The sequence below is a fragment of the Azospirillum formosense genome (genome assembly GCF_040500525.1).
Lineage (GTDB): Bacteria > Pseudomonadota > Alphaproteobacteria > Azospirillales > Azospirillaceae > Azospirillum > Azospirillum formosense_A.
Genome location: NZ_CP159402.1, coordinates 1,537,066 through 1,557,797, shown reverse-complemented (window position 1 = coordinate 1,557,797; position 20,732 = coordinate 1,537,066). Strand labels below are relative to the sequence as shown.

Genomic DNA, 20,732 nt, shown 5'->3' with positions numbered 1-20,732 from the left:
ATTGGGGGCGGTTCCCCGACCGGTCAGAGACCGATCACGCCGCCGTCCTTCTTGGTGATGGCGACCACCGACGGACGCGGCGGCATGTTGGGCTTGAAGTCGGGCCAGCGGGTCGCCGGGTCCTCGAAGGAGGAAAGCTTGCCCTTGAAGCCTTCCCACTGGTCCACGCCGTCGGTGGCCGGGTGCTGCACGGCGACGAACAGGGTCTTGTCGTCGGTGGTGAAGCAGGGGCCGCACATCTCGGCGCCCACCGGCACGCGGTAGAACATCTTGGACAGGCCGCGCAGGTCGCCCTCGGTCTCCACGGCCCAGACGCCGTCGGCGGTGCCGGACGCCTTCTTCCAGTTCTCGCCCTGGTCGGTGGTGATCCACAGCCGGCCGCGATGGTCCACCGCCGCGTTGTCGGGGCAGGAGAACCAGCCGTTGGCCGAGGTGTCGGCGTGGAACTGCGCGCCGACCTTCTCGTCCGCCGGGTTGCCGCCGCGGACCAGGATGGTCCATTCGGCCTTGGTCGAGGCGTGGTTGCCGTTCTCCGGCAGGATCTCGACGATGTGGCCCCAGTTGTTCTCGGCGCGCGGGTTGGTCGCGTCCACCTGCTCCGGCTTGCGGCGGGAGTTGTTGGTCAGGATGACGTAGACCTTGCCGGTTACCGGGTTCACCTCGATGTCCTCCGGGCGGTCCATCTTGGTGGCGCCCAGCGCGTCGGCGGCGAGGCGGGCGTTGATCAGGACGGTGGCCTGGTCGGGGAAGCCCTTCTCGGCGGTCAGCGGGCCCTGGCCATGGACCAGCGGCAGCCATTCGACCGAGGCGTCGGCCTTGAACTTCGCCACGTAGAGCGTCCCGGTCTCCAGGATGTCCATGTTGGCGGCGCGGTTCCTCGGGTCGAACTTCTTGGCCGCGACGAACTTGTAGACATAGTCGAAGCGCTCGTCGTCGCCGGTGTAGGCGACCACGGTGCCGTCCTTGCCGAGCGCGATCTGGCAGGCCTCATGCTTGAAGCGGCCGAGCGCCGTGCGCTTCTTCGGGGTCGAGGTCGGGTCGTAGGGGTCGATCTCGACGATCCAGCCGAAGCGGTTGGACTCGTTCGGCTCCTTGGCGATGTCGAAGCGGTCGTGATGGACGCCCCAGTTGTACCATTCGCCGGGGAAGCCGTAGCGCTTTAGCGCCTTGGCGTTCGGGTTGCCGTCCTCGACCTTGCCCCAGAAGTAGCCGTTGAAGTTCTCTTCGGCCGACAGCCAGGTGCCCCAGGGCGTCATGCCGCCGGAACAGTTGTTCAGCATGCCGCGGACCATGGTGCCGGTCGGGTCGTAGCTGGTCTTCATCAGGGCGTGGCCGGCGGCCGGGCCGGTGATGGCGCAGGGCGTCTCGCCGGTGATGCGGCGGTTGTAGCGGGAATCCGCCACCGTCACCCACTTGCCCTTGACCTTGCGGATCTCGACGACGGTGCCGCCGTGGGCGGCCATCTCGATGTCCACCAGCGCCTTGGTCATGCGGGTGAACTTGTCCTTCTGCTGCTCCACGCCGACGCCGGGGAACATGACCTCCTCGTCGGTGTACTCGTGGTTCACGCAGAGCAGGGCGCGGTCCGGCGACTGGGAGCCGAGCGGCAGCGGGGCGTAGCCGACGAAGTCGTTGTTGTAGCCGAACTGCTTCGACTGGGCCTCGGCGGTCTGGTTCATCGGGTCGAAGGCCGGCGCGCCGGGGACCACCGGGTCACCCCAGCGGATCAGGATATCGGCGTTGTAGCCGGCGGCCACATGATGGTCGGCGTCCACGCCGTGCGCCACCTCCTGGAAGGAGAAGCTGGCCTTGGCCGGGCGCGGGGCGCCGGTCACGGCGGCCTCGGCCCCGCGCGGGGAGGAGAGCAGGGCGGCCGGGCCGATCAGGGCGCTGACCGCGGCCCCGCTCAGCATGCCGCGCATCATGTCGCGGCGGCCGAGGCGGGCGTTGATGACGTCGCCCATGGTCGGGTTTTCGGACGAGTTGGAGCCGATGTCCTCGCGGCCCTCGAAGGTCAGATACTTGGTGCCCTTCTGGGGCAGGTCATGGGTGTCCATCGGTGTGCCTCGTCTCTTTCCGCAAATTTATTTTGGGTAGGGGCGGGCGCACCTTACCGGCGGGCTGTGACGGTTTCTTTGCACTCCCATGAAGGCGGAATGAAAACGCACGGTCGGATTTCACGATCCCGCAACGATCAGTCGCCGGCTTTCTTGATCTCGTTGAAGGCGGCCAGCGCGCGGTCGCGGGCGGTGCCGTGGTCGACGATTGGCCGCGGATAGTCCTTGCCGATCTTCACATTCGCCTGCCGCAGCACCTCGTCCGGGGCCTCCCAGGGCTTGTGAATCCAGCGGTTGGGCAGCTTCCCCAGTTCCGGCACGTAGCGCCGGACATAGGCGCCCTCCGGATCGAACTTCTCGCCCTGGAGGATCGGGTTGAAGACGCGGAAGAAGGGGGCGGCGTCGGCGCCGCAGCCGGCCACCCATTGCCAGTTGCCGGCGTTGTTGGCGATGTCGGCGTCGACCAGCGTGTCCCAGAACCACGCCTCGCCCTCCTGCCAGGGAATCAGCAGGTCCTTGATGAGGAAGGAGCCGACGATCATCCGCACGCGGTTGTGCATCCAGCCGGTCTGCCAGAGCTGCCGCATCCCCGCGTCCACGATGGGATAGCCGGTGCGCCCGCGCTGCCACGCGCGCAGGCCCGCCTTGTCCGTCCGCCAGGGGAAGCGGGCGAAGCGCGCATCCAGCGGGGTGTCCGGAATGCCCGGCTCCTCGCGCAGCAGATGGTGGTTGAACTCCCGCCAGCCGAGTTCGCGCAGGAAGGCCTCGGCGCCGGCGGCCAACTCGTGCCGCTGGTCGGCGGCGTGGCGGGCGGCGTGCCAGATCTGCCGCGGCCCGATCTCCCCGAAGGCGAGGTGCGGGGACATCGCGGAGGTCCCGTCATGGTCCGGGCGGTCGCGCTCCGCCGGATAGGCGGCGACCGGCCCGTCCAGGAAGTCGGCCAGCCGCTCCCGCGCCGCCTCTTCGCCGGGCGTCCAGCGCTCGCGCAGCCCGCCGGCCCAGTCGGGCGCGCTGGGCAGCAGGGCCCAATCCTCCAGCGACTCGCTGGACACCGGCTTGGCCGGCGGCGTCAGCCTCGTCGGCGCGCGGGTGGGGCGCGGCGGTTCCGGCATGGACAGCAGCGCCTTCCAGAAGGGGGTGAACACCCGGAAGGGCGTGTCCGACTTGGTGCGGATGGTCCCCGGCTCGTAGAGCAGGGCGGCGTTGTGGGGGTGGACCGTCACGCCGCGCGCGGTCAGCCGGTCGCCCACCCTCCGGTCGCGGGCGATGGCGGTCGGGCCGGCGCGGCGGTTGCACAGAACCGTGTCGGCGCCGGTCTCCTCGGCCAGCGCCGCCAGCACCGCGGCGGGGTCGCCGCTGCGCAGCACCAGGGGCGAGCCGAGCTTGGCCAGCGCCTTGCCCAGCCGCTCCAGGCTGCCGTGGAGCCACCAGCGGGAGGCGGCGCCGGGAAGCCAGGGGTCGTGGGCGTCCTTCTCCCGGATATAGACCGGGATGACCGGCGCCCCATCCTCCGCCGCGGCGCTGAGCGCCGGGTTGTCGGCAAGGCGAAGATCGTTGCGGAACCAGACGAGGATGGGGGACTGATCGGTCTTCATCGGCCAACTTTAAGGACATGGACAGAAGAACGGGCATGCCAAAACGCCGCAGTCAATGACCGCGGTCAATGGCTCTTGCTACGCGGCGCCGATTGCTCCGGATCACCACGGCGGCAAAAATTTTTCCTGGGAAAGTCCTATTGACGGCAATTTTCGCGCCGCTATTTCCGCCTTCGCTGCCACGACGTGGAGCCGGAGGCACGGCGGCCGACGGCGCCGGTTCCACGGTCGGGGGAGGAAAGAGATGCCATCAATGGAGGAAACCACATGTCCCGCCTGTCACGTCTGCTGACCGCCGCCACCGTCGCCCTGCCGCTGTCCCTCGCCGCCATGTCCGCGAAGGCGGCGGACATCGTGGACACCGCCGTCGCGGCGGGCCAGTTCAAGACGCTGGTCCAGGCCGTCCAGGCCGCCGGGCTCGCGGACACGCTGAAGGGCAGCGGTCCCTTCACCGTCTTCGCCCCGACCGACGAGGCTTTCGCCAAACTGCCCGCCGGCACCGTCGAAAATCTTTTGAAGCCGGAGAACCGTGAGAAGCTCCGCTCCGTACTCACCTATCATGTGGTGTCGGGCAAGGTGACCTCGGCCGATATCGCCGGCAAGACGGCATCGCCGAAGACCGTGCAGGGCACCACCGTGGACATCGACGCGACGAAGGGCGGCGTGATGGTGGACAACGCGAAGGTCGTGAAGCCCGACATCATGGCGTCCAACGGCGTCATCCACGTGATCGACACGGTCATGATGCCGAACTGACGTTCTGCTTTTTCTTGAGGTCCCTCCTGCCGGACGTTTCACCGCCGGTTCCGGCAGGACCACTCGCCCGGAGAGTTCCCCCGACTCTCCGGGCTTTTTCTTTTCACGCCTTGTCCGGCGACAGGCGGCTGCGCGGGAAGCGGTGGACCTTGCCGCGGGCCAGCAGATGCACCTCGAAGCGCGCCGCCAGCAGGCCGGACACCGCCGGGTCCAGCACGTTCAACCCGCCCGCGAAGGCGCCGAAGGCCGGCAGGATCAGCTTTCCCCCGTCGAAGGCGAAGCAGCGCTCCCGCACCCGCCGGCCCGGCACGACGACGGCGGCCACCGGGTGCAAATGCCCCGACAGCTCGCCCACGGCGCCGGGCACCGCCTCGTGCCGGAAGGTCAGCGGGCCGAGCGCCAGCTCGTCCAGAATGCGCCCGCCGAACCCCTCCGGCGGTTCCGGATCGTGGTTGCCGGTGACCCACAGCCAGTCCGCCACCCGCCCGGTCAGGTCGCGCAGCCGCGCCACGTCCCCCGTCTCCATGCGGCTCGCCGCCCGGCGGTCGTGGAAGCTGTCGCCCAGGCAGATCACCCGCTCCGGCGCCAGCCGCTCCACCAGTTCCGCCAGCCGGTCGAGCGTCGCCCGCGTGTCGTAGGGCGGCAGCATCCGGCCGCGCGCCGCGAAGGCGGACCCCTTCTCCAGATGCAGGTCGGCGACCACCAGCGTCCGCTCCGCCGGCCAGACCAGAGCGCCGGAAGGGTCGGGGGCCAGCGCGGCGCCCCGCAGGGTCATCGTCGTGTCCATGTCCATCACAACGTCAGCCGGCCCTGCGCATCATGGGACGCGTCACGGGGCGAATCCAGTTCCGGCATCGCCTCGGCCACCAGATCGGCGGCGGCCTGCTCCAGAAGCTCGTCGGTGGCGGAGCCGTCCACCCGTTCCCGCCCGATCTCCAGGATGACCGGCACGGCGAGGGGTGAGATGCGGTCGAGGTCCTTGTGGGTGATGCGGCCCTTCACCCGGACCAGGAAATCCGACAGGCGCCGCACGTCGGTCAGCCCGCCCGCCGCGTCGGCGCGGGTGGCGCGCAGCAGGACATGGCCGGGATCGTGCTTGCGCAGCACGTCGTAGATCAGGTCGGAGGAGAAGGTGACCTGCCGCCCCGACTTCTCCTGTCCGGGATGGCGGCGATCGATGACCCCGGTGATCAGCGCCACGTTGCGGAAGGTCCGCCGCAGCATCGAGGACTCGTCCATCCAGGCTTCCAGATCGTCGCCCAGCATGTCCTGGTCGAACAGCCCGTCCATGTCCTTCGGTGTGCGCAGCGACCACACCGCCAGCACATAGTCGGTGGCGACGAAGCCGAGCGGGCCGCAGCCCATCCGCTCCATCCGGCGGGTCAGCAGCATCCCCAGGGTCTGGTGCGCGTTCCGCCCCTCGAAGGCGTAGACGACGAGGAAGCGCTTGCCCGCCTTGGGGAAGCTCTCCACCAGCAGCCCGTCGCGCGCCGGCAGGACGGAGCGCCAGCGCTGGAGCCGCAGCCATTCCTGCACGTCCTCCGGCAGGCCGGGCCACTGCGCCGGGTCGGCCAGCATGGCGCGCACCCGGTCGGCCAGCGCCGTGGTCAGCGGCAGCCGACCGCCGGCGTAGGCCGGGACCTTCGGCTCCCCGGTGCCGCCCTTGGCGACCTGCGCCTCCATCTCGCGGATGCCGAGGAACTTCAGCAACTGGCCGGCGAAGACGAAGGTGTCACCGGGGGTGAGGCCCTGGATGAAATGCTCCTCCACCTCGCCCAGAACCGGGCCGCGGCTCAGGCGCACGCGCAGCATGGCCTCCTGCGTGATGGTCCCGACGTTCATGCGGTACTGCCGCGCCACCGCCGGCCCGGCCACCGCCATGCGCCCGTCCTCGCGCAGCTTGAGCCGGTGGAAGCGCTCGTAATTGCCGAGCGCGTAGCCACCGGTCGCCACGAAGTCCAGCACGTCGTCGAACTCGTCCCGCGACAGCCCGGCGTAGGGGGCGGCGCGGACCACCTCGTCGTACAGGTCGTCGGGCCGGAACGGCTCCGCGCAGGCCATGCCGAGCATATGCTGGGCCAGCACGTCCAGGCCGCCGGGGCGGGGCCGCTCGCCGTCCAGGCTCATGGCCGCCACGGCGTCGAGCGCGGCGCGGCATTCCAGCACCTCGAACCGGTTGGCGGGGACGAGCAGGGCGCGGCTCGGTTCGTCCAGCCGGTGGTTGGCGCGGCCGATGCGCTGAACCAGCCGGCTCGCCCCCTTCGGCGCGCCGATCTGCACCACGAGATCGACCGCCGCCCAGTCGATGCCGAGGTCGAGCGAGGAGGTCGCCACCACCGCTCGCAGCTTGCCCGCCGCCATGGCGGCCTCGACCTTGCGCCGCTGCTCCGCCGCCAGCGAGCCGTGGTGGAGCGCGATGGGCAGGGTGTCGTCGTTGAGGCGCCAGAGTTCCTGGAAGACCAGCTCCGCCTGGGCGCGGGTGTTGACGAAGACCAGCGTGGTGCGGTGGGCGCGGATGCGCTGGTACACCTCCTTCAGCGCGTGCATGGCCATGCGGCCGGACCAGGGCAGCCGCTCGCGCGTCGTCAGGATGTCCACCTCGGCGGAGGCGCCGGCCCGCCCGGTGACCAGCCGCACGTCGCCGCCATCCGCGTGCCCGGTCTTGGACAGCCAGCCGAGCAGCTGCGCCGGCTCAGCCACCGTGGCCGACAGCCCGACCCGCCGGGCCTGCGGCGCCAGCCGGGCGAGCCGCGCCAGCCCCAAGGCCAGCAGGTCGCCGCGCTTGGTCCCGGCGAGCGCGTGCAACTCATCCACGATGACGCAGCGCAGGTGCCGGAAGCTCGTCGCCGCGTCGGCGTAGGCGATCATCAGCGCCAGGCTTTCCGGCGTGGTCATCAGGATGTGCGGCGGGTTGGCCCGCTGCCGCCGCCGCTTGGATTCGGGCGTGTCGCCGGTGCGCGTCTCGGTCCGGATGGGCAGCCGCATCTCGGCGACGGGCTCGTCCAGATTGCGCTGGATGTCCACCGCGAGCGCCTTCAGCGGCGAGATGTAGAGCGTGTGCAGCCCCTCGCGTGGGCGCTCCGCCAGATCGATCAGCGAGGGCAGGAAGCCGGCCAGCGTCTTGCCGCCGCCGGTCGGGGCGATCAGCAGGGCGCTGTCCCCGGCGGCGGCCGCCTCGACCATGGCAAGCTGGTGCGGGTGCGGCGCCCAGCCCCGCGACCGGAACCAGCCCTGGACGTTGGCGGGGAGGAGGGGGGAGGGAAGGTCGGGCATGAAGGACCGGGTGATTCGCTGGGACCGGAAAGAATAGTGTCGCGAATCGAACGGAGCAAGAACGGCAGCGCTTTTGCGTCCCGTTGACGGCTTTCGAGGCTGTGATATTTTGGGAGGCAAGGAGGTGATGCGCCTTCGGTCTCCTGGAGGCGGAGCCGGTTTCCCGACCCCGCCCATTGGTTCCTTAGCGATCGTGGTCCTGGTTGAAGCCGGCTTCGAACTCGAACTTCATCCGGAACCAGAAGCGTCGGAGCCACTTCAGGTACCTTTTCAAGCGCATCACCTCCTCTCGGATGCCGGACGGGTAGGGCCCGCCGGCACGCAACATCCGAATGAATGCGTGGGCGCGGTCAACCGGGGATGTGGCTCGGTGAGGCGGCTGCGGCACTTGGGCGCGTTGTTGGGGTGGGGAGGTTTTGCCCCCTCCCTGACCCTCCCCGCTCTCGGCGGACCGAAGGTCCGCCTGCCGCGTCAGCGCAAACCTTTGGTTTGCGCGAGAGCTTCGCAGGGGAGGGAAGTTAAGCGCCGGTCACAATGCGGACGTGGATGGGCAGGGGGATCGTGCCGCCCTGGGCCTGCGCGTCGAAGCGGCGGGTCACCTCGGCGTCCAGGTCGGCACGCTGCGCGGCGGTGAGGTCGTGCAGGCGGTGGCCGAAGCTCATCTCCAGCGTGGCGCGCCAGAAGGGCTGACCCTGGGGGGCCTTGCGGACCGGGGTGATGTCGGTCTCGTCCACCGTGGCGAAGCCGGCGGCGCGCATGGCGTCGGCCAGAAGGCCGGGGGCGGCGAAGCGGAACAGCGGGTCCAGGCTGCGGTCCTCGCCCAGCCGGGCCGCGACGGCCTCGCCCACCGTGTCGAACAGGGCGTTGCCGGCGCGCGGCCCCCACACCATGAAGGCCGCCCGCCCGCCGGGACGCAACACGCGCCGCAACTCGGCCAGGGCCGCCGCCACGTCGGGAACGAACATGATGCCGAAGCGGCAGGTCACGCGGTCGAAACTCTCCGCAGCGAAGGGCAGGGCGGTCATGTCGGCGGCGGCGAAGACCGGGCGCCGCCCGTCGGCGATCCCCGCGGCGCGGCGCCGGGCGCCGGCCATCATGCCGGGCACGAGGTCGCTGCCCACCACCAGCCCGTCCGGACCGGCGCGCAGCGCGGCGCTCAGCGCCGGTTCGCCGGCACCGGAGGCGAGGTCGAGCAGCCGGTCGCCCGCCGCCACCCCGGCGGCGTCCAGCAGGGGCTGGTTCAGCTTGTCGGCCAGATCGGCCATCGGGTCGGCCCAGCGGTCCCAGGCGTCGGCGCTGGCGGTCCAGCGGGCGCGCTCGGCGTCGCCGTCGATGGGGCGGGAGGACAGGTCGGGCATGGTCAGTGGAGAAGCCTTGCGGTGCCGGTGATGCGGGGGGCGGAGTCCGCGTCGCGCAGCCGCTCGTTCAGCGCCGCGACGTCCTCCGCCAGCTTGCGGTTCGCCTCGGTCAGCGTTTGGATGCGCCCCTCGGCGGCCTGCTGCTGCGCCTTCAGGGCGGCGACAGTCTCGGCCAGCCGGCGCATTTGCTGGGCGTGGCGGGCGCCGCCCTCGTTCACGCTGCGGCGGATCGAGCCGACGGCGGCGAGCACGATGACGCTGACCGCCGCGCCCGTCAGGAGCGCGGCGATGGCCAGAGCCCAGATCCAATCCCCCGTCGGCAGTTCCATGGCCGAAGCCGCCCCAGCGTTGCACCCGGACCACCGGCGGCGACCCTCCGGTGAACCAATGGTTTCAGCATCCGATGAATTGCCGGGCGGGTCAAGCCGTGCACCGGAACGGCAAAAGGCCCAGCCGTTGCCGGCCGGGCCTTTCGTAAAACCGGGGTTGCGCTCCGCGGTCAGGCGACGGTGTCGTCCACCGGGCGTGCGGCCTTGGCGCGCATGTCCTTCAGATGGTCGCCGAAGGCGCGCAGGACCGGCATGATCCGCTGCATCTGGTCCGACGTGACATGGGCGTCGGTCTTCAGGACGATGGTCGGCGCTTCCGACATCAGGCGCTTGGCGCGCATCGGACCGACCTTGTCGTCCATGAACATGGACAGCCCCATCAGGATGCCGAGCGTCACGTCATCCGGCGCCTTGGGCAGAGCCAGCACGTCGTGCAGCTCGTTGAGGAGGGTGTAGGCGACGATGGACGTGCGTTCGATGGTGTCAACGTCGGCGGCCATGGACATCGGCGTAATCCTTGAGGCGCTGAAAGTGTGCGATATGGCCGAAGGTTAGCGCTTGGATCGTAACCAAACTGTTAACCATCCCTCACCCGAGTCGCCACGAGTCGCTTTTTTCGAGTCGCAATCCCCGGTCGCCGAATCAGGAGAGTCGACTCATGCCTCCGCGTGAATCGACTTGGTGGTCATGGCCCGCTCCACCCGCTCGATGGCGGCCATCACCGCGTCCGGGCGGGCGTGCTGCGGCATGTGCCCGGTTTCCGCCAGCAGGTGCAGCGTCGATCCCTTCACCGCGTTGTGCAGCTGCACCGCGTGGGCGTGGGGATCGACGATGCGGTCCTCCCGTCCCGCGACGATCGACATCGGGCAGCGGATCTCGGAATAGCGCGGCGCCATCGCCGCCACGCCGGGAATCAGCGCGGCGAGCTGGGTGGCCGCCGCCTCCAGCTGCGTCGGGCGCAGCAGAAGGTCGGGAGGCAACTCGTTGTAGCGGGGCGGCACGGGGTTCGGTTCGAAGATGCGGCGCATCATCGCCGGCAGGATCAGCCGGTCCAGCGGCGGCAGGACGGTGTGGCTGAGCAGCGGACCGGCCACCGGAATGGCTGGTCCCATCATGGGGAGGAAGTCGAGCCGCGGGGTTGGGTGGGTGAAGGCCGACAGGATGACCAGACCGCCGACCTCCTGCGGGAAATCCAGCGCCCAGGCCAGCGCCACCGCCCCGGCCAGGGAGTGGCCGACGACGATGGGACGCTCCAGCCCCAGCTTGCGGGTGGCGGCGCGCAGCAGCGCGGCCTGGGCGGCGGGACCGGCGTCGCGCCGCGGCGTCGCCTCGCTGTAGCCATGGCCGGGCCGGTCGAAGCAGACGCAGCGCCGGTGCCGGGCTGCCTCGTCCAGAACGCTCAGCGCCCAGTCGTCGGCGGTGGTGCCGTTGCCGTGCAGGAACACCACGGGGGGCGCCGTGCCGTCCTTCGGCCCATGGTCGAGATAGTGCAGGCGGGTGCCGCCGACACTCATGAAATGCCCGAACGGCGGGTGTTCCCGCTCCGCCCGGTTGGTGCGGCGGCGGGTGTCCAGCCACAGGCCGGCCAGCAGACCGGCGGCGAGAGCCAAGCCGCTGCGCATCAGCGGACCCTCCGAGTGCACGCTTGCGGTGCGACGGAACAGCGTGTGGGATGCGGCATGGCTGGCCTCCTCCGTGTTGCGGGAACAGGGGTGCAACAGGAGGTGGGTGGGGCGGTTCCGGTGCGCAGGGCCGCCATGTCTCAACATTGTTTCCACAAATTAAACTAAAATCTTATCATTCTGCGGACACAAGGACGGGAGAACCGTCCATCGTTCGGAATTGGATCGACGCCATACCATGAAGCTTTTTTCCAAAGCGGGAGTATCGCGATGAGCGCCGCCGCCAAGCAGCAGCCGACCCCAGCCGCGCCCGACAACGCCGTTCCGGCGGGCGCGTCCCTGCCCGCCGTCTACACCGACCTGGGCCGCATCATCGAGAGCATGACCCGGCGTTTCCTGGACGTGCTGCGGATGGAGCTGGCGCGGATCGGGATCGACGACCTCAGCCCCGGGCAGGCCCTGATGCTGATCAACATCGGCGGCGAGGAGCTGTCGGTGCGCGACCTGCTGGAGCGCGGCTACTATCTCGGCTCCAACGCCTCCTACAACCTGAAGCATCTGGTGGAGGCGGGCTACGTCGACCGCTCCGCCTCGCAGCGCGACCGGCGCACGGCGCGGCTACGCCTGTCGGAGCGCGGGCTGAAGCTGTGCGAGGCGCTGCGCGGGCTGGAGGCCGTGCGGGGCGAGGCGCTGATCCGCACCGACGAGGAAGCCGCCGATCTGGAGACGACCTACCGCACGCTGCGCCGTTTGGAGCGGGCATGGAGCGATCTGATCCGCTACGATACGCCGGAGTATTGATCCCGAGCGTCCGTTCCGGAAGACCCAGCGCATGTCACAGCGGTCCCTGAGCCAGAAGGATGTCGAGCGCCTGCTGGCCGCCCCCGACGCCCAGGCGCGCATCGACACCATGACCCATCTGGTGCGCGACCTGGAGGCGGGGGACCTCGCCGAGGCGGAGCGGGCGCTGGCCATGGACATCCTGCAGCGCTTCGCCGCCGACGCGGTGACCGCCGTGCGCGAGGCGGTGGCGTGGCAGATCCACAACTCCTCCCTGCTGACGGAGCAGCTGGCGGAGAAGCTGGCCCGCGACGTGGACCGGGTGGCCTTCCCCATCCTGCGCCACGCGGAAAAGCTGAGCGAGGGGCTGCTTCTGGACATCCTGCGCGAACGGCGCCCGGCGAAGGAACTGGCCATCGCCGGGCGCCGCGCCGTCTCGCCCGCGGTGTCCGACGCGCTGGTGCGCAACGGCAACGTCATCGTCATCACCGAGCTTCTGCGCAACCGCGGCGCCGTCATCCCGGAACCGTCCCTGCACAGCGTGCTGGACCGCTGGGGCGGCGTCGCCACGGTGAACGAGGCCATGGCGGCGCGGCCCGACCTGTCGGCGGCGGTGGTGGAGAAGCTGATCCTCTTCGTGTCCGAGGAGATCCGCAACCGGCTGATCCGCACCCACCGGCTCAACCCCCGACTGATCGGCATCCTGGTGGAGCGGGCGCGGGAGGCGGCGACCCTGCTCCTGCTGAAGCCGCTGACCCCGCGGGAGGCGGACGTCGAGCTGCTCGCCCGCCATCTGCTGATCCGCGGGCGGCTGTCGGCGCCGTTGCTCTTCCGCGCGCTGTGCGCCGGGGAGATCGCGCTGTTCGACGCCGGAATCGCGGTGCGCGCCAACCTGCCGTTGGAGAACGCCCGCCAGCTCGCCTGGGACGGCGGGCCGCACGCTCTGAAGGGGCTGTTCGCCAAGGCCGGCCTGTCCTTCACCCTGCTGAAGCCCTTCCGCGTCGCCATCGCGGTGGCGAAGGCCATGGACTACCGGGGCGGCGACGAGGGGCGCGAGCGCTTTCAGACCGAGGCCATCGCCACCCTGTTCGACACCTGCGGCAACAGCCAGGACCGCGAGATCGACGACCTGCTGCTCCAGCTGTTCGACCAGACCTCGGCGGAGGTGATCGAGAAGGCGCTGGAACAGGCGGGGATGCCCTTTTCTCCGTTGAGCGGCTGAGTCACAGGCTGAAGAAGGTCTTCAGCCGGGCCAGCAGGTCATGCTCGGTCGTCGTCTGGATCACCGCGGCGGGGGCGCTGGCGCGGCGGTGGGCGTCGTTGCGGCGCTGGCGCAGGCCCATCAGATCGGCCAGCCGGGCGGCCAGCTCCGGACGGCGGCGCAGGACGGGGTCGAGCGCCTCCTTGTCCAGCTCGTAGACCAAGGCGTCGGTGTTGGCGATCACCGACGCGCTGCGCGGCTGGCCGGTCAGCAGCGACATCTCCCCGAACACGTCGCCCGGCCCCATGTGGTCGAGCAGGAGCGTCCGCCCGCCGAAGGCCCCGCGCACGTCCAGCGCCCCCTCGGCCACCAGGAAGAGGGAGGTCCCCGTCTCGTCCTGGCGGACCACCGCCTCGCCGGCGGCGACGTGGCGCAGGTGCATGCCGGCCGCCAGCTCGGCGATCTCCTCGGGCCGGAAGGCGGCGAACAGGTCGACGTGGGACAGCAGCTCCCGCCCCAGCCCGTTCGCCGAACAGGCGGGCGGCGCGGCGCGGCGGCGGCGCATCTCCTGCTTGGGGCTGGCCGGCTCCAGCCCGGCGCGGGAAAGATGCTCCAGGATGGTGGTCGCCACGGCGTCGCGGGTGGCGGCCAGCCGGGAATAGTCCGCCACCCAGAAACGCGCCTGATAGGTGACGCCGTTCAGCGTGATCGAGTCCACCACCACGTCGGGCCGCGGCTCGGTGGGGACGGCGTCGCAGCAGACGATGGCCGACAGGATGATCCGCTTGGCGCGGGCCACCGGCACCTCGGCGTCGAGGGTCACCGGCACGCCGGCGCGGAAGCCGCTGCCGGGCTGGCTGTAGTTGGTGATGCGGTTTCCCGCGGCCAGCCCGTTCGGCACCACCAGCGCCGTGCCGTCCAACGTGACCAGCCGGGTGGCCCGCCAGTTGATCTCGTCCACCCGCCCGGTGACGCCGGGGGTCAGCTCCACCCAGTCGCCGATCCGGTAGGGATGCTCGACGTTCAGCGCGATGCCGGAGAAGATGTCGGCGATCATGTTGCGCAGCGCGAAGCCCAGCACCGCGATCACCACGCCGGAGGTGGCGACCAGCCCGGTCACCGGCTGCCCCAGCACGAAGGCCAGGATGCCGAGGACGGCCAGCCCGTAGAGCAGCGCGCGCAGCAGGTCGGTCAGCAGGCGCGGCATCGGCGTGGCGCGGGCGTTGCGCGCGACCACGAGGTCGATGACCCGCGACCCCAGCCACGCCGCCCCCAGCCACGCCACCGCGGCGAGCAGCGAGGCCAGCGCGTCCGCCACCATGGCGCCGGCGATGGGGGCGATGTGGCCGGACAGCCAGGGGCGCTGCCCCGCCAATCCGGCCGCCCCGAGGGTCAGCAGGGCCGGGGCCAGCAGGTGGCGCAGGCCGGGGCGCGGCGGCGCCCCGGTGGGACCGACGGGAAGCGGGGCGAGGCGGGATGAATCGGGCATGCGGGACCGGCAACCTCCTGCCCCGTGACCTTCGCACCGCGAACGGAACCGTCAAGCCCAAAATAGGAATAGGCGAAGCGGTCCCGGTCTTCGCGCAAAATGGGGTGACTGGAGATTGCCAGCGCTCCTTAATATTCGGAGGGCGGGGAGAGAAAGGATAAGGTCCGAAAAACCGCGAACATTGTCCGTCCACCAAGCATAAGATTGAGACTCCCAAAGAGAAGAGCCAGAAGAGCGAGGTGTCCATGCCTCATGCCGCCATGATCGTGGCGGCCGCGCTGCTCCTGTTGCCGGGCGCGGCGTCGGCCCAAAACACGACCGCCCAAAGCACGAACACTCAAGGCACGACCGCTCAGAACACAAATGGACGGGAGAAGGCGCCGGAGGGTGCGCGCGCCTACATCATGTGGCCGTCCAACGGGACGACCGTTCCGGGCGGCAAGCTGTGGGTCCGCATGGGCCTGCAGAACATGGGCATCGCCCCGGCGGGCATCCGCAAGGAGGACACCGGTCACCATCACCTGCTGGTGGACACCGACCTCGCCACCTACGACGAACCCATCCCGAACACCAAGCAGTCGCTGCATTTCGGCGGCGGCCAGACGGAGGTGCGGCTGGAACTGCCGCCGGGCCGGCACACGCTCCAGATGATCCTGGGCGACGCGGACCATGTGCCGCACGACCCGCCGATCATGTCGCAGAAGATCACCATCATCGTGCCGCAATAAGAGCGCGACAGGGAGGAAGTCATGATGCGCAGCGCCGCCGCCCCGCTCCTTCTGGCCGTCCTGCTCGCCGCCGGGCCGCTGGCCGCGCAGTCGTCGCCGGAGGCCGACCCCCTCGACAAGCCGCTGTCCGACAGCACGAACACGCCGCAGCCGGCCAGTCCGGGACACGAGCATGAGAGCACGCCCTCCACCCCCGACGCGGGGAAGTCCGGGCGGACGGCGGCTCCGAAGGACGCCTATCTCTACATCGGCTGGCCCAACGACGGCGAGGTGGTGAGGGGCCGCTTCAAGGTGTGGTTCGGGCTGCGCAACTTCGGCGTCGCTCCGGCGGGCGTGCGGCGGGACAAGACCGGCCACCATCACCTGCTGGTCGACGCCGACCTGCCGCCGATGGACGAGCCGATCCCCAACAACCGCAACTACATCCACTTCGGCAAGGGCCAGACGGAAACCTTCCTGGAACTGCCGCCGGGGCGGCACACGCTCCAGCTTCTGATGGGCGACGCCGAGCACATCCCGCACGACCCGCCGATCCTGTCCAAGAAGATCACCATCACCGTGCGTCCGGGTGGCGACAGCACGCGCGTGTCGGTTCGCTGATCCAGTCGGGTGAACGTCCAGGGAGTGAGGCCATGGCATTTGAGGCGACGGGAATTGTCCGGCGCACCGGTTTCGCGAGAGTTGCCGCCGCTGCATCGCTCCTGCTTCTCGCGGCCTGCGTCACCTCGGGCGAACAGGCGACCCTGGTCCAGAAGCCGAAGACCCCGCCCGTGCGCACCGTGTCCAACTTCAGCGAGGCGCTGCGCTGCATGGACACGCTGATGTGGAACCATGGCAAGCGCGACATCTTCATCACCTCCAACGGCATTCCCGACGCCACGGGCCGGGTGGCCGGCGGCACCAAGGAGATGCTGATCACCGCCGTGTCGCGCATGTCGGAGCGGTCGAACGCCTTCCGCTTCGTCGATTTCGAGCCGACGCTGGACGACGTGAACGCGCTCTACTGGATGATCGGGGTGCAGCCCAACTTCCGCGCGCCGTCCTATTACGTGCGCGGCGCCATCACCCAGCTCGACGACAATGTGGTGAGCGAGGCGGCCAGCGCCGGCATCTCCCTGCCCACCGTCGACCTGGGCATCTCCGCCGACCAGGTGATGTCGGTGATCTCGGTGGACCTGAACATCGGGGAGCTGGCGACCCGCCAGATCATTCCCGGCCTGTCGGCCAGCAACTCGCTCGCCATCATCTCGTCGGGCAAGGGCGCGGACGCCGGAGCGGTGATCGGCAAGGCCGGCCTGTCCTTCAACGTCTCGCTCAACAAGTCCGAGGGGCTGCACCAGGCGGTGCGCACGCTGATCGAACTCAGCACGATCGAGGTGCTGGGAAAGATGACCCGCACACCCTACTGGCAATGCCTGGGCATCGACCAGACCAACCCGGCCTTCGCCGGGCAGGCGCGCGACTGGTTCGACGGCATGGCGCCGTCGCAGCGCGTCGCCTACGTCCAGCGCGTCCTGCTGGCCGAGGGCTACTACGACGGTCCGGACAGCGGCCAGCTCGACGAGCGCACCCGCGACGCGATTTCCCGCTATCAGGCGGACAACGACCTGATCGCCACGGGGCGCATCGACTTCGACCTCTACCAGCGGATGCTCGCCCAGCCCAGCGGCCAAAGGGGGTCGGAGAGGGGACCGGGGGCGCCGCGCCTGCAATCGGTGTCGAACGCCGGCGGCGAGGGGCTGCCCCGCGCCACGCCGGCGCCCGCCGGAGCGCCGCCCGATCTGGTGCTCAGTTCCGACCGCGGGCCGCAGCCGCGCTACCGCGCCGGGGAGGCGCTGGTGGTCAAGGTGCAGCCGACGGCCAACGGCTTCGTCTACTGCTACTACCAGGACGCCGCCGGGTCGGTGGCCCGCATCTTCCCCAACCGCTTCCAGCCCGACAGCTTCGTCCAGGCCAACCAGCAGGTGGAGGTGCCGCCGGGGGCACAGAAGCCCTTCAACCTGCGCATGGACCGTCCCGGCGCCTCCGAGACCATCGCCTGCGTCGTCTCGCCCGACGAACTCGGGACGCGCATCGCCGACCGCTACAAGACCGAGGACCTGCAGCCCATTCCCGGCGCGACGCTGGCCGATGTGGTGGGCGCCTACGGCAGCATCCAGGGGACCAACGTGCGCAGCCGGCAGATGGCCGTGCAGGTGCTGCCCGCGGTGTCGGCGCAGCGGTAGGGGGTTTGGCACAGGGATTGTGGGCCGGCTCACAGCGCGGGGACGGGGGCGGGGGTAGAGAAGGGGGCAGCCGAACACCACGCCAGATCATGGCGCCGAATCATGGGAGACCACCGATGCCGCGACCGACCTCCAAGACCATCGCCCGACGGCTGAACGGCGTGGCGCTTCCCGCTCTGGCCCTGCCGATGATCGCCCTGGCCTGCATGGCGGTTCCCGCGCGGGCGCAGACCGTCGAGGGCTCCGGCGGCAACCGCGTCATGATGTTCGAGCGCCCGCCGACCGTGGACGAGCTGCGCGAGGCGGTGAAGCCCGGCCCGGCGCCCACCGATGGCGCCGAGCAGCCGAAGATCCGCACCCGCAGCATCGAGATCATCGGCGGCGGCATGAACAGCGCCAACCGCCCGCGCCCGACCGACAGCGTGAACTACGGCGCGCCTGCCCAGCAGCAGGCGACCCCGCAACAGAGCTACAGCCCGCCGACCGCTCCGGCGGCGCAGCCGGAACCGGCTCCCCAGCCCAAGCCCAAGCGCGCGCCCGTGCAGGAGGCCGCGGCCCCGCCCGTCGCGCCGCCGCCGGCCGCGCCGCGCCGCGCCAACGGCGTGCAGCCGGCCACGCTGTCCGCGCCGGAGACCCCGGCGGAGACACGCCCGACCAACGGCTTCGGCTTCCGCATCAACTTCGCCTTCAATTCCGCCGACGTCCCGAAGGAGTTCTATTCCTACGTCGACGCCGTCGGTGGGCTGATGTCGCAGGACCCGCAGCTCCGCCTCGTCATCGAAGGGCACACCGACGCCGTGGGAAGCGAGCAGTACAACCTCGCCCTCTCCGAGCGCCGGGCGGTGTCGGTCGGCGAGTATCTGGTGCGCGTCCATCACATCGAGCCGCAGCGCATCGCCATCGCCGGCCTGGGCAAGAGCCAGCCGCTGACCCCCGACCCGACCGACAGCCGCAACCGGCGCGTCGAGTTCCGGCCCATCCAGTGATCGAGAGGGAAGGGAGGGCGCGCCATGGTCCGGAAACTCCTTCTCCTGGTGGCGATCGCGGCGCTCCCCCTCGTGGGGGGCGCCGCCGACGCGACGGTGGTCCGCAAGAAGAGCAGCGACGCGGGCGTGCAGCCCGGCGGCATCGACGTCGGAGTCCCCAAGGGCCGCGTGCGCATCCAGTGCTGGCAGGACGGCGAGAAGATCATCGACGAGAGCGATCTGAACGTCCTGTCGCTCAGCGTCGCCAGCCAGTTGAACGCGTTGCGTTTCCGCCGGGCCGGCGAGCCGGAGAACAGCCTGGCCATCGTGACGCGGAACCGCACGTCGTGCCTGTTGAGCCCGAAGGGATGAGTTGAGTGCCTTGCCCCCTCCCTGACCCTCCCCCGCCACGCAGGGGAGGCAACTGGTGTTGCTGACACGAAAAATCCCTCCCCTGCGTAGCGGGGGAGGGAGGGGACCCACGACGTGGCGAGGGTGGGGGCAACACCTTGCCCCCGACCCCTCAATGCACGCTGACCAGCTCCATCCCATGCTCCTGAAGCGTCGCCCCCGCCGAGGCGCGGTCGGTGTCCAGCCACAGGCAGGTGCCGTTGGCGGCGTACACGGCGTAGGCGGGCAGGCCGTCGATCTCCACCGACCGCAGATAGGCGACCTCCAGGATTCCATGACGGGCGAAGCGGTCATCGAAACCATCGGCGGCGTCGGCTTTGGTGCGGCGGGCGGTCATGGTCGGTCTCCTCGGGCGATGGGGCGGACCAACGGGGCGCCGGTCCTGCCCGGCACTCTAGGGGGTTGGACCGGGCCGCGCTGTGGCGCCCGCCACACTCAGTACGTCGGAGGGACCCCAACTCCTGCGCAACTTTGTGGTTCGTCTCACAGCCACCGCCAACCTGCGCCGTCTAGCCTCGACGGGCCGGCGCTTTGGCCGGCGCGCATCATTTCGGAGGTCCGACCATGCCCGTCCGTTCACGGTGTCCGCCCTTCTTTGGGCCGGGTCCCCAGCCCCGTCCTTCCCCCTTCGCCGCCTGGACAGGCGTCCGGGAAACGCCAATGATTCCGCGATCCCCGCCGGTGGAGGCCAGCATGGCGCACAGGACCATGAGCGGACTCGTGGCGGCGGCCTTCACCCTGGCCGCTTTCGGAGCAGTCGGCGTCACCGCTGGCGGAGCGGCGGCGGAGCCGGCGGTGGTCGTCGCCTCCACCGCCCCCGGCTACGCCCAGGGGCAACTGGTCCCCGACGGCGCCGCCGTCACCGTGCCGGACGGCGCCAACGCCATGTTCCTGTTCGCCAACGGGCGCATGCTGCGGGTCAAGGGGCCGTTCGACGGGCCGCTGGACCGCATGCCCGACGCCTCGGGCTGGAGCGGCGTCGGCAGCCTCGTCGGTGGCGAGCGCTTCTTCCAGACCGACCTGGGTGCCGCCCGCGCGGTCGGCAGCCCGATGCAGAAGGGGGAGGAGCAGGTCTTCACCCTCGACCCCGGCCGGGCCGGAACCCAATGCGTGAAGTCCGGCGGCACGGTGCTGCTGCGCAAGCCCGCCGACCCGGCGCTGATCCCGGCCACCCTGCGCGCGGAGGGGCGCGAGGCCGCCGCCACGCTGCGCTGGGACAAGGGAACCGCGGTGCCCTGGCCGCGCGAGCTTCCGATGAGCGACGGCACCGCCGTCACCGTCGCCGGACCGGACGGGCGGGTGCGCCACAGCCTGACCCTGCGCGTGATCGCCGCGGACGGGTCCGGCGCGGGCCAGGGCGCGGATCTGGCCGTCCGGCTGGCCGGCGCCGGCTGCGCGGCGCAGGCGGCGGCCCTGCTCGACCCGGTGCGGGACAGCGTGGCGCCGCTGAACCTCTATCTCGCCACCGACCGGGGCCTCTACCCGACCTACCGGTCCGGGGAGCCGGTGACGCTGGTGCTCCAGACGAACCGGGACGCGCATCTCTACTGCTACCTGCGCAACACGCGCGGCCAGCTGACGCCGATCTACCCGCCGGGTCCGTCGGCCAGCTCGCTCGTGGAGGGGCACCGCACCCTGACGCTGGCCGGCGACCGCATGCCGGTGCCGCTGCGCGCGGCGGAGCGGTCGGGGAGCCTGTCCGCCGACCAGGAGGTGCGCTGCTTCGCCGCCGGGCGCGATCTCGGCGCCGACCTGCCGGGGCGTCAGGACGCCTTCCGGCCCCTGTCCGACGAGGCGGCGGCCCGGCTGGAGCGGACGCTCGCCTCGCTGAAGCAGACCGAACTGGTGATGGCGCAGGTGATCCTGCGCGTGGAGTGAGGGCGCCGCCGTTGGGGACATCCGGGGGCAGGCTGGATTGGGCGAAGGTCCCATGGCTTGCCAGA

The 20,732-nt window shown here is 70.5% G+C and carries 19 protein-coding genes; 9 read left to right on the top strand and 10 right to left on the bottom strand.

Annotation, left to right across the window (positions count from 1 at the left end):
• Positions 1 to 23 precede the first annotated feature (23 nt).
• Together ABVN73_RS07415 and ABVN73_RS07410 are read right to left on the bottom strand one after the other, a co-directional pair.
• Positions 24 to 2,057: a PhoX family phosphatase gene (locus ABVN73_RS07415; protein WP_353857453.1), complete on the bottom strand. Its 2,034-nt coding sequence runs from the start codon at positions 2,055 to 2,057 to the stop codon at positions 24 to 26.
• Between the two features lie 137 nt (positions 2,058 to 2,194).
• The gene (locus ABVN73_RS07410; RefSeq protein WP_353857452.1) at positions 2,195 to 3,652 is read right to left on the bottom strand and encodes a deoxyribodipyrimidine photo-lyase; all 1,458 of its coding nucleotides are present in this window, start codon (positions 3,650 to 3,652) and stop codon (positions 2,195 to 2,197) included.
• Positions 3,653 to 3,919: 267 nt separating this feature from the next.
• On the opposite strand from ABVN73_RS07410, the gene ABVN73_RS07405 reads away from it, so the two are divergent.
• Positions 3,920 to 4,408, top strand: coding sequence for a fasciclin domain-containing protein (locus tag ABVN73_RS07405; RefSeq protein ID WP_353857451.1), 489 nt, complete (start codon positions 3,920 to 3,922; stop codon positions 4,406 to 4,408).
• 103 nt (positions 4,409 to 4,511) lie between these two features.
• Here the strand turns inward: ABVN73_RS07405 and pdeM are convergent, their stop codons facing one another.
• The 6 genes from pdeM to ABVN73_RS07375 form a co-directional block, all read right to left on the bottom strand.
• Positions 4,512 to 5,201 (bottom strand): ligase-associated DNA damage response endonuclease PdeM, encoded by a 690-nt coding sequence (gene pdeM, locus ABVN73_RS07400; RefSeq protein ID WP_353857450.1) that lies wholly within the window; start codon positions 5,199 to 5,201, stop codon positions 4,512 to 4,514.
• The gene (locus tag ABVN73_RS07395; protein ID WP_353857449.1) at positions 5,201 to 7,681 is read right to left on the bottom strand and encodes a ligase-associated DNA damage response DEXH box helicase; all 2,481 of its coding nucleotides are present in this window, start codon (positions 7,679 to 7,681) and stop codon (positions 5,201 to 5,203) included. The genes pdeM and ABVN73_RS07395 overlap by 1 nt, the downstream gene beginning before the upstream one ends.
• 518 nt (positions 7,682 to 8,199) lie before the next feature.
• Complete coding sequence (locus tag ABVN73_RS07390) at positions 8,200 to 9,039, bottom strand: methyltransferase domain-containing protein (protein ID WP_353857448.1); 840 nt, start codon at positions 9,037 to 9,039, stop codon at positions 8,200 to 8,202.
• A 2-nt stretch (positions 9,040 to 9,041) separates the two neighbouring features.
• Positions 9,042 to 9,368, bottom strand: coding sequence for a hypothetical protein (locus ABVN73_RS07385; protein ID WP_353857447.1), 327 nt, complete (start codon positions 9,366 to 9,368; stop codon positions 9,042 to 9,044).
• Positions 9,369 to 9,538: 170 nt separating this feature from the next.
• Positions 9,539 to 9,868 carry a hypothetical protein gene (locus tag ABVN73_RS07380; protein ID WP_353857446.1) on the bottom strand — a complete coding sequence of 110 codons (330 nt, stop codon included), beginning with the start codon at positions 9,866 to 9,868 and terminating at the stop codon, positions 9,539 to 9,541.
• Positions 9,869 to 10,024: 156 nt separating this feature from the next.
• Positions 10,025 to 10,990, bottom strand: a complete 966-nt coding sequence (locus tag ABVN73_RS07375; protein WP_353857445.1) for an alpha/beta hydrolase — start codon at positions 10,988 to 10,990, stop codon at positions 10,025 to 10,027.
• Positions 10,991 to 11,260: 270 nt separating this feature from the next.
• Between ABVN73_RS07375 and ABVN73_RS07370 the strand changes: the two genes are divergently transcribed.
• On the top strand, positions 11,261 to 11,791 hold the full coding sequence (locus ABVN73_RS07370) for a MarR family transcriptional regulator (RefSeq protein ID WP_137114698.1): 531 nt from the start codon (positions 11,261 to 11,263) through the stop codon (positions 11,789 to 11,791).
• Between the two features lie 31 nt (positions 11,792 to 11,822).
• Positions 11,823 to 12,992, top strand: coding sequence for a DUF2336 domain-containing protein (locus ABVN73_RS07365; RefSeq protein WP_353857444.1), 1,170 nt, complete (start codon positions 11,823 to 11,825; stop codon positions 12,990 to 12,992).
• Position 12,993: 1 nt separating this feature from the next.
• Here the strand turns inward: ABVN73_RS07365 and ABVN73_RS07360 are convergent, their stop codons facing one another.
• Entirely contained in the window at positions 12,994 to 14,460 is a 1,467-nt protein-coding gene (locus ABVN73_RS07360) for a mechanosensitive ion channel family protein (protein WP_353857443.1), read from the bottom strand.
• A 245-nt stretch (positions 14,461 to 14,705) separates the two neighbouring features.
• On the opposite strand from ABVN73_RS07360, the gene ABVN73_RS07355 reads away from it, so the two are divergent.
• The 5 genes from ABVN73_RS07355 (at position 14,706) to ABVN73_RS07335 (ending at position 18,750) form a co-directional block, all read left to right on the top strand.
• Positions 14,706 to 15,188 (top strand): DUF4399 domain-containing protein, encoded by a 483-nt coding sequence (locus tag ABVN73_RS07355; RefSeq protein WP_353857442.1) that lies wholly within the window; start codon positions 14,706 to 14,708, stop codon positions 15,186 to 15,188.
• A gap of 21 nt (positions 15,189 to 15,209) precedes the next feature.
• Entirely contained in the window at positions 15,210 to 15,788 is a 579-nt protein-coding gene (locus ABVN73_RS07350) for a DUF4399 domain-containing protein (RefSeq protein WP_353857441.1), read from the top strand.
• A gap of 32 nt (positions 15,789 to 15,820) precedes the next feature.
• Positions 15,821 to 17,413: a DUF4384 domain-containing protein gene (locus ABVN73_RS07345; RefSeq protein WP_353857440.1), complete on the top strand. Its 1,593-nt coding sequence runs from the start codon at positions 15,821 to 15,823 to the stop codon at positions 17,411 to 17,413.
• A gap of 116 nt (positions 17,414 to 17,529) precedes the next feature.
• Entirely contained in the window at positions 17,530 to 18,399 is an 870-nt protein-coding gene (locus ABVN73_RS07340; RefSeq protein WP_353857439.1) for an OmpA family protein, read from the top strand.
• Positions 18,400 to 18,423: 24 nt separating this feature from the next.
• Entirely contained in the window at positions 18,424 to 18,750 is a 327-nt protein-coding gene (locus tag ABVN73_RS07335) for a hypothetical protein (protein ID WP_353857438.1), read from the top strand.
• A gap of 151 nt (positions 18,751 to 18,901) precedes the next feature.
• Here the strand turns inward: ABVN73_RS07335 and ABVN73_RS07330 are convergent, their stop codons facing one another.
• Positions 18,902 to 19,126, bottom strand: a complete 225-nt coding sequence (locus ABVN73_RS07330) for a hypothetical protein (RefSeq protein WP_353857437.1) — start codon at positions 19,124 to 19,126, stop codon at positions 18,902 to 18,904.
• Positions 19,127 to 19,482: 356 nt separating this feature from the next.
• Here ABVN73_RS07330 and ABVN73_RS07325 point away from each other — a divergent pair, with 356 nt between their 5' ends.
• Positions 19,483 to 20,667, top strand: a complete 1,185-nt coding sequence (locus ABVN73_RS07325) for a DUF4384 domain-containing protein (protein WP_353857436.1) — start codon at positions 19,483 to 19,485, stop codon at positions 20,665 to 20,667.
• The last annotated feature ends 65 nt before the right edge of the window (positions 20,668 to 20,732 follow it).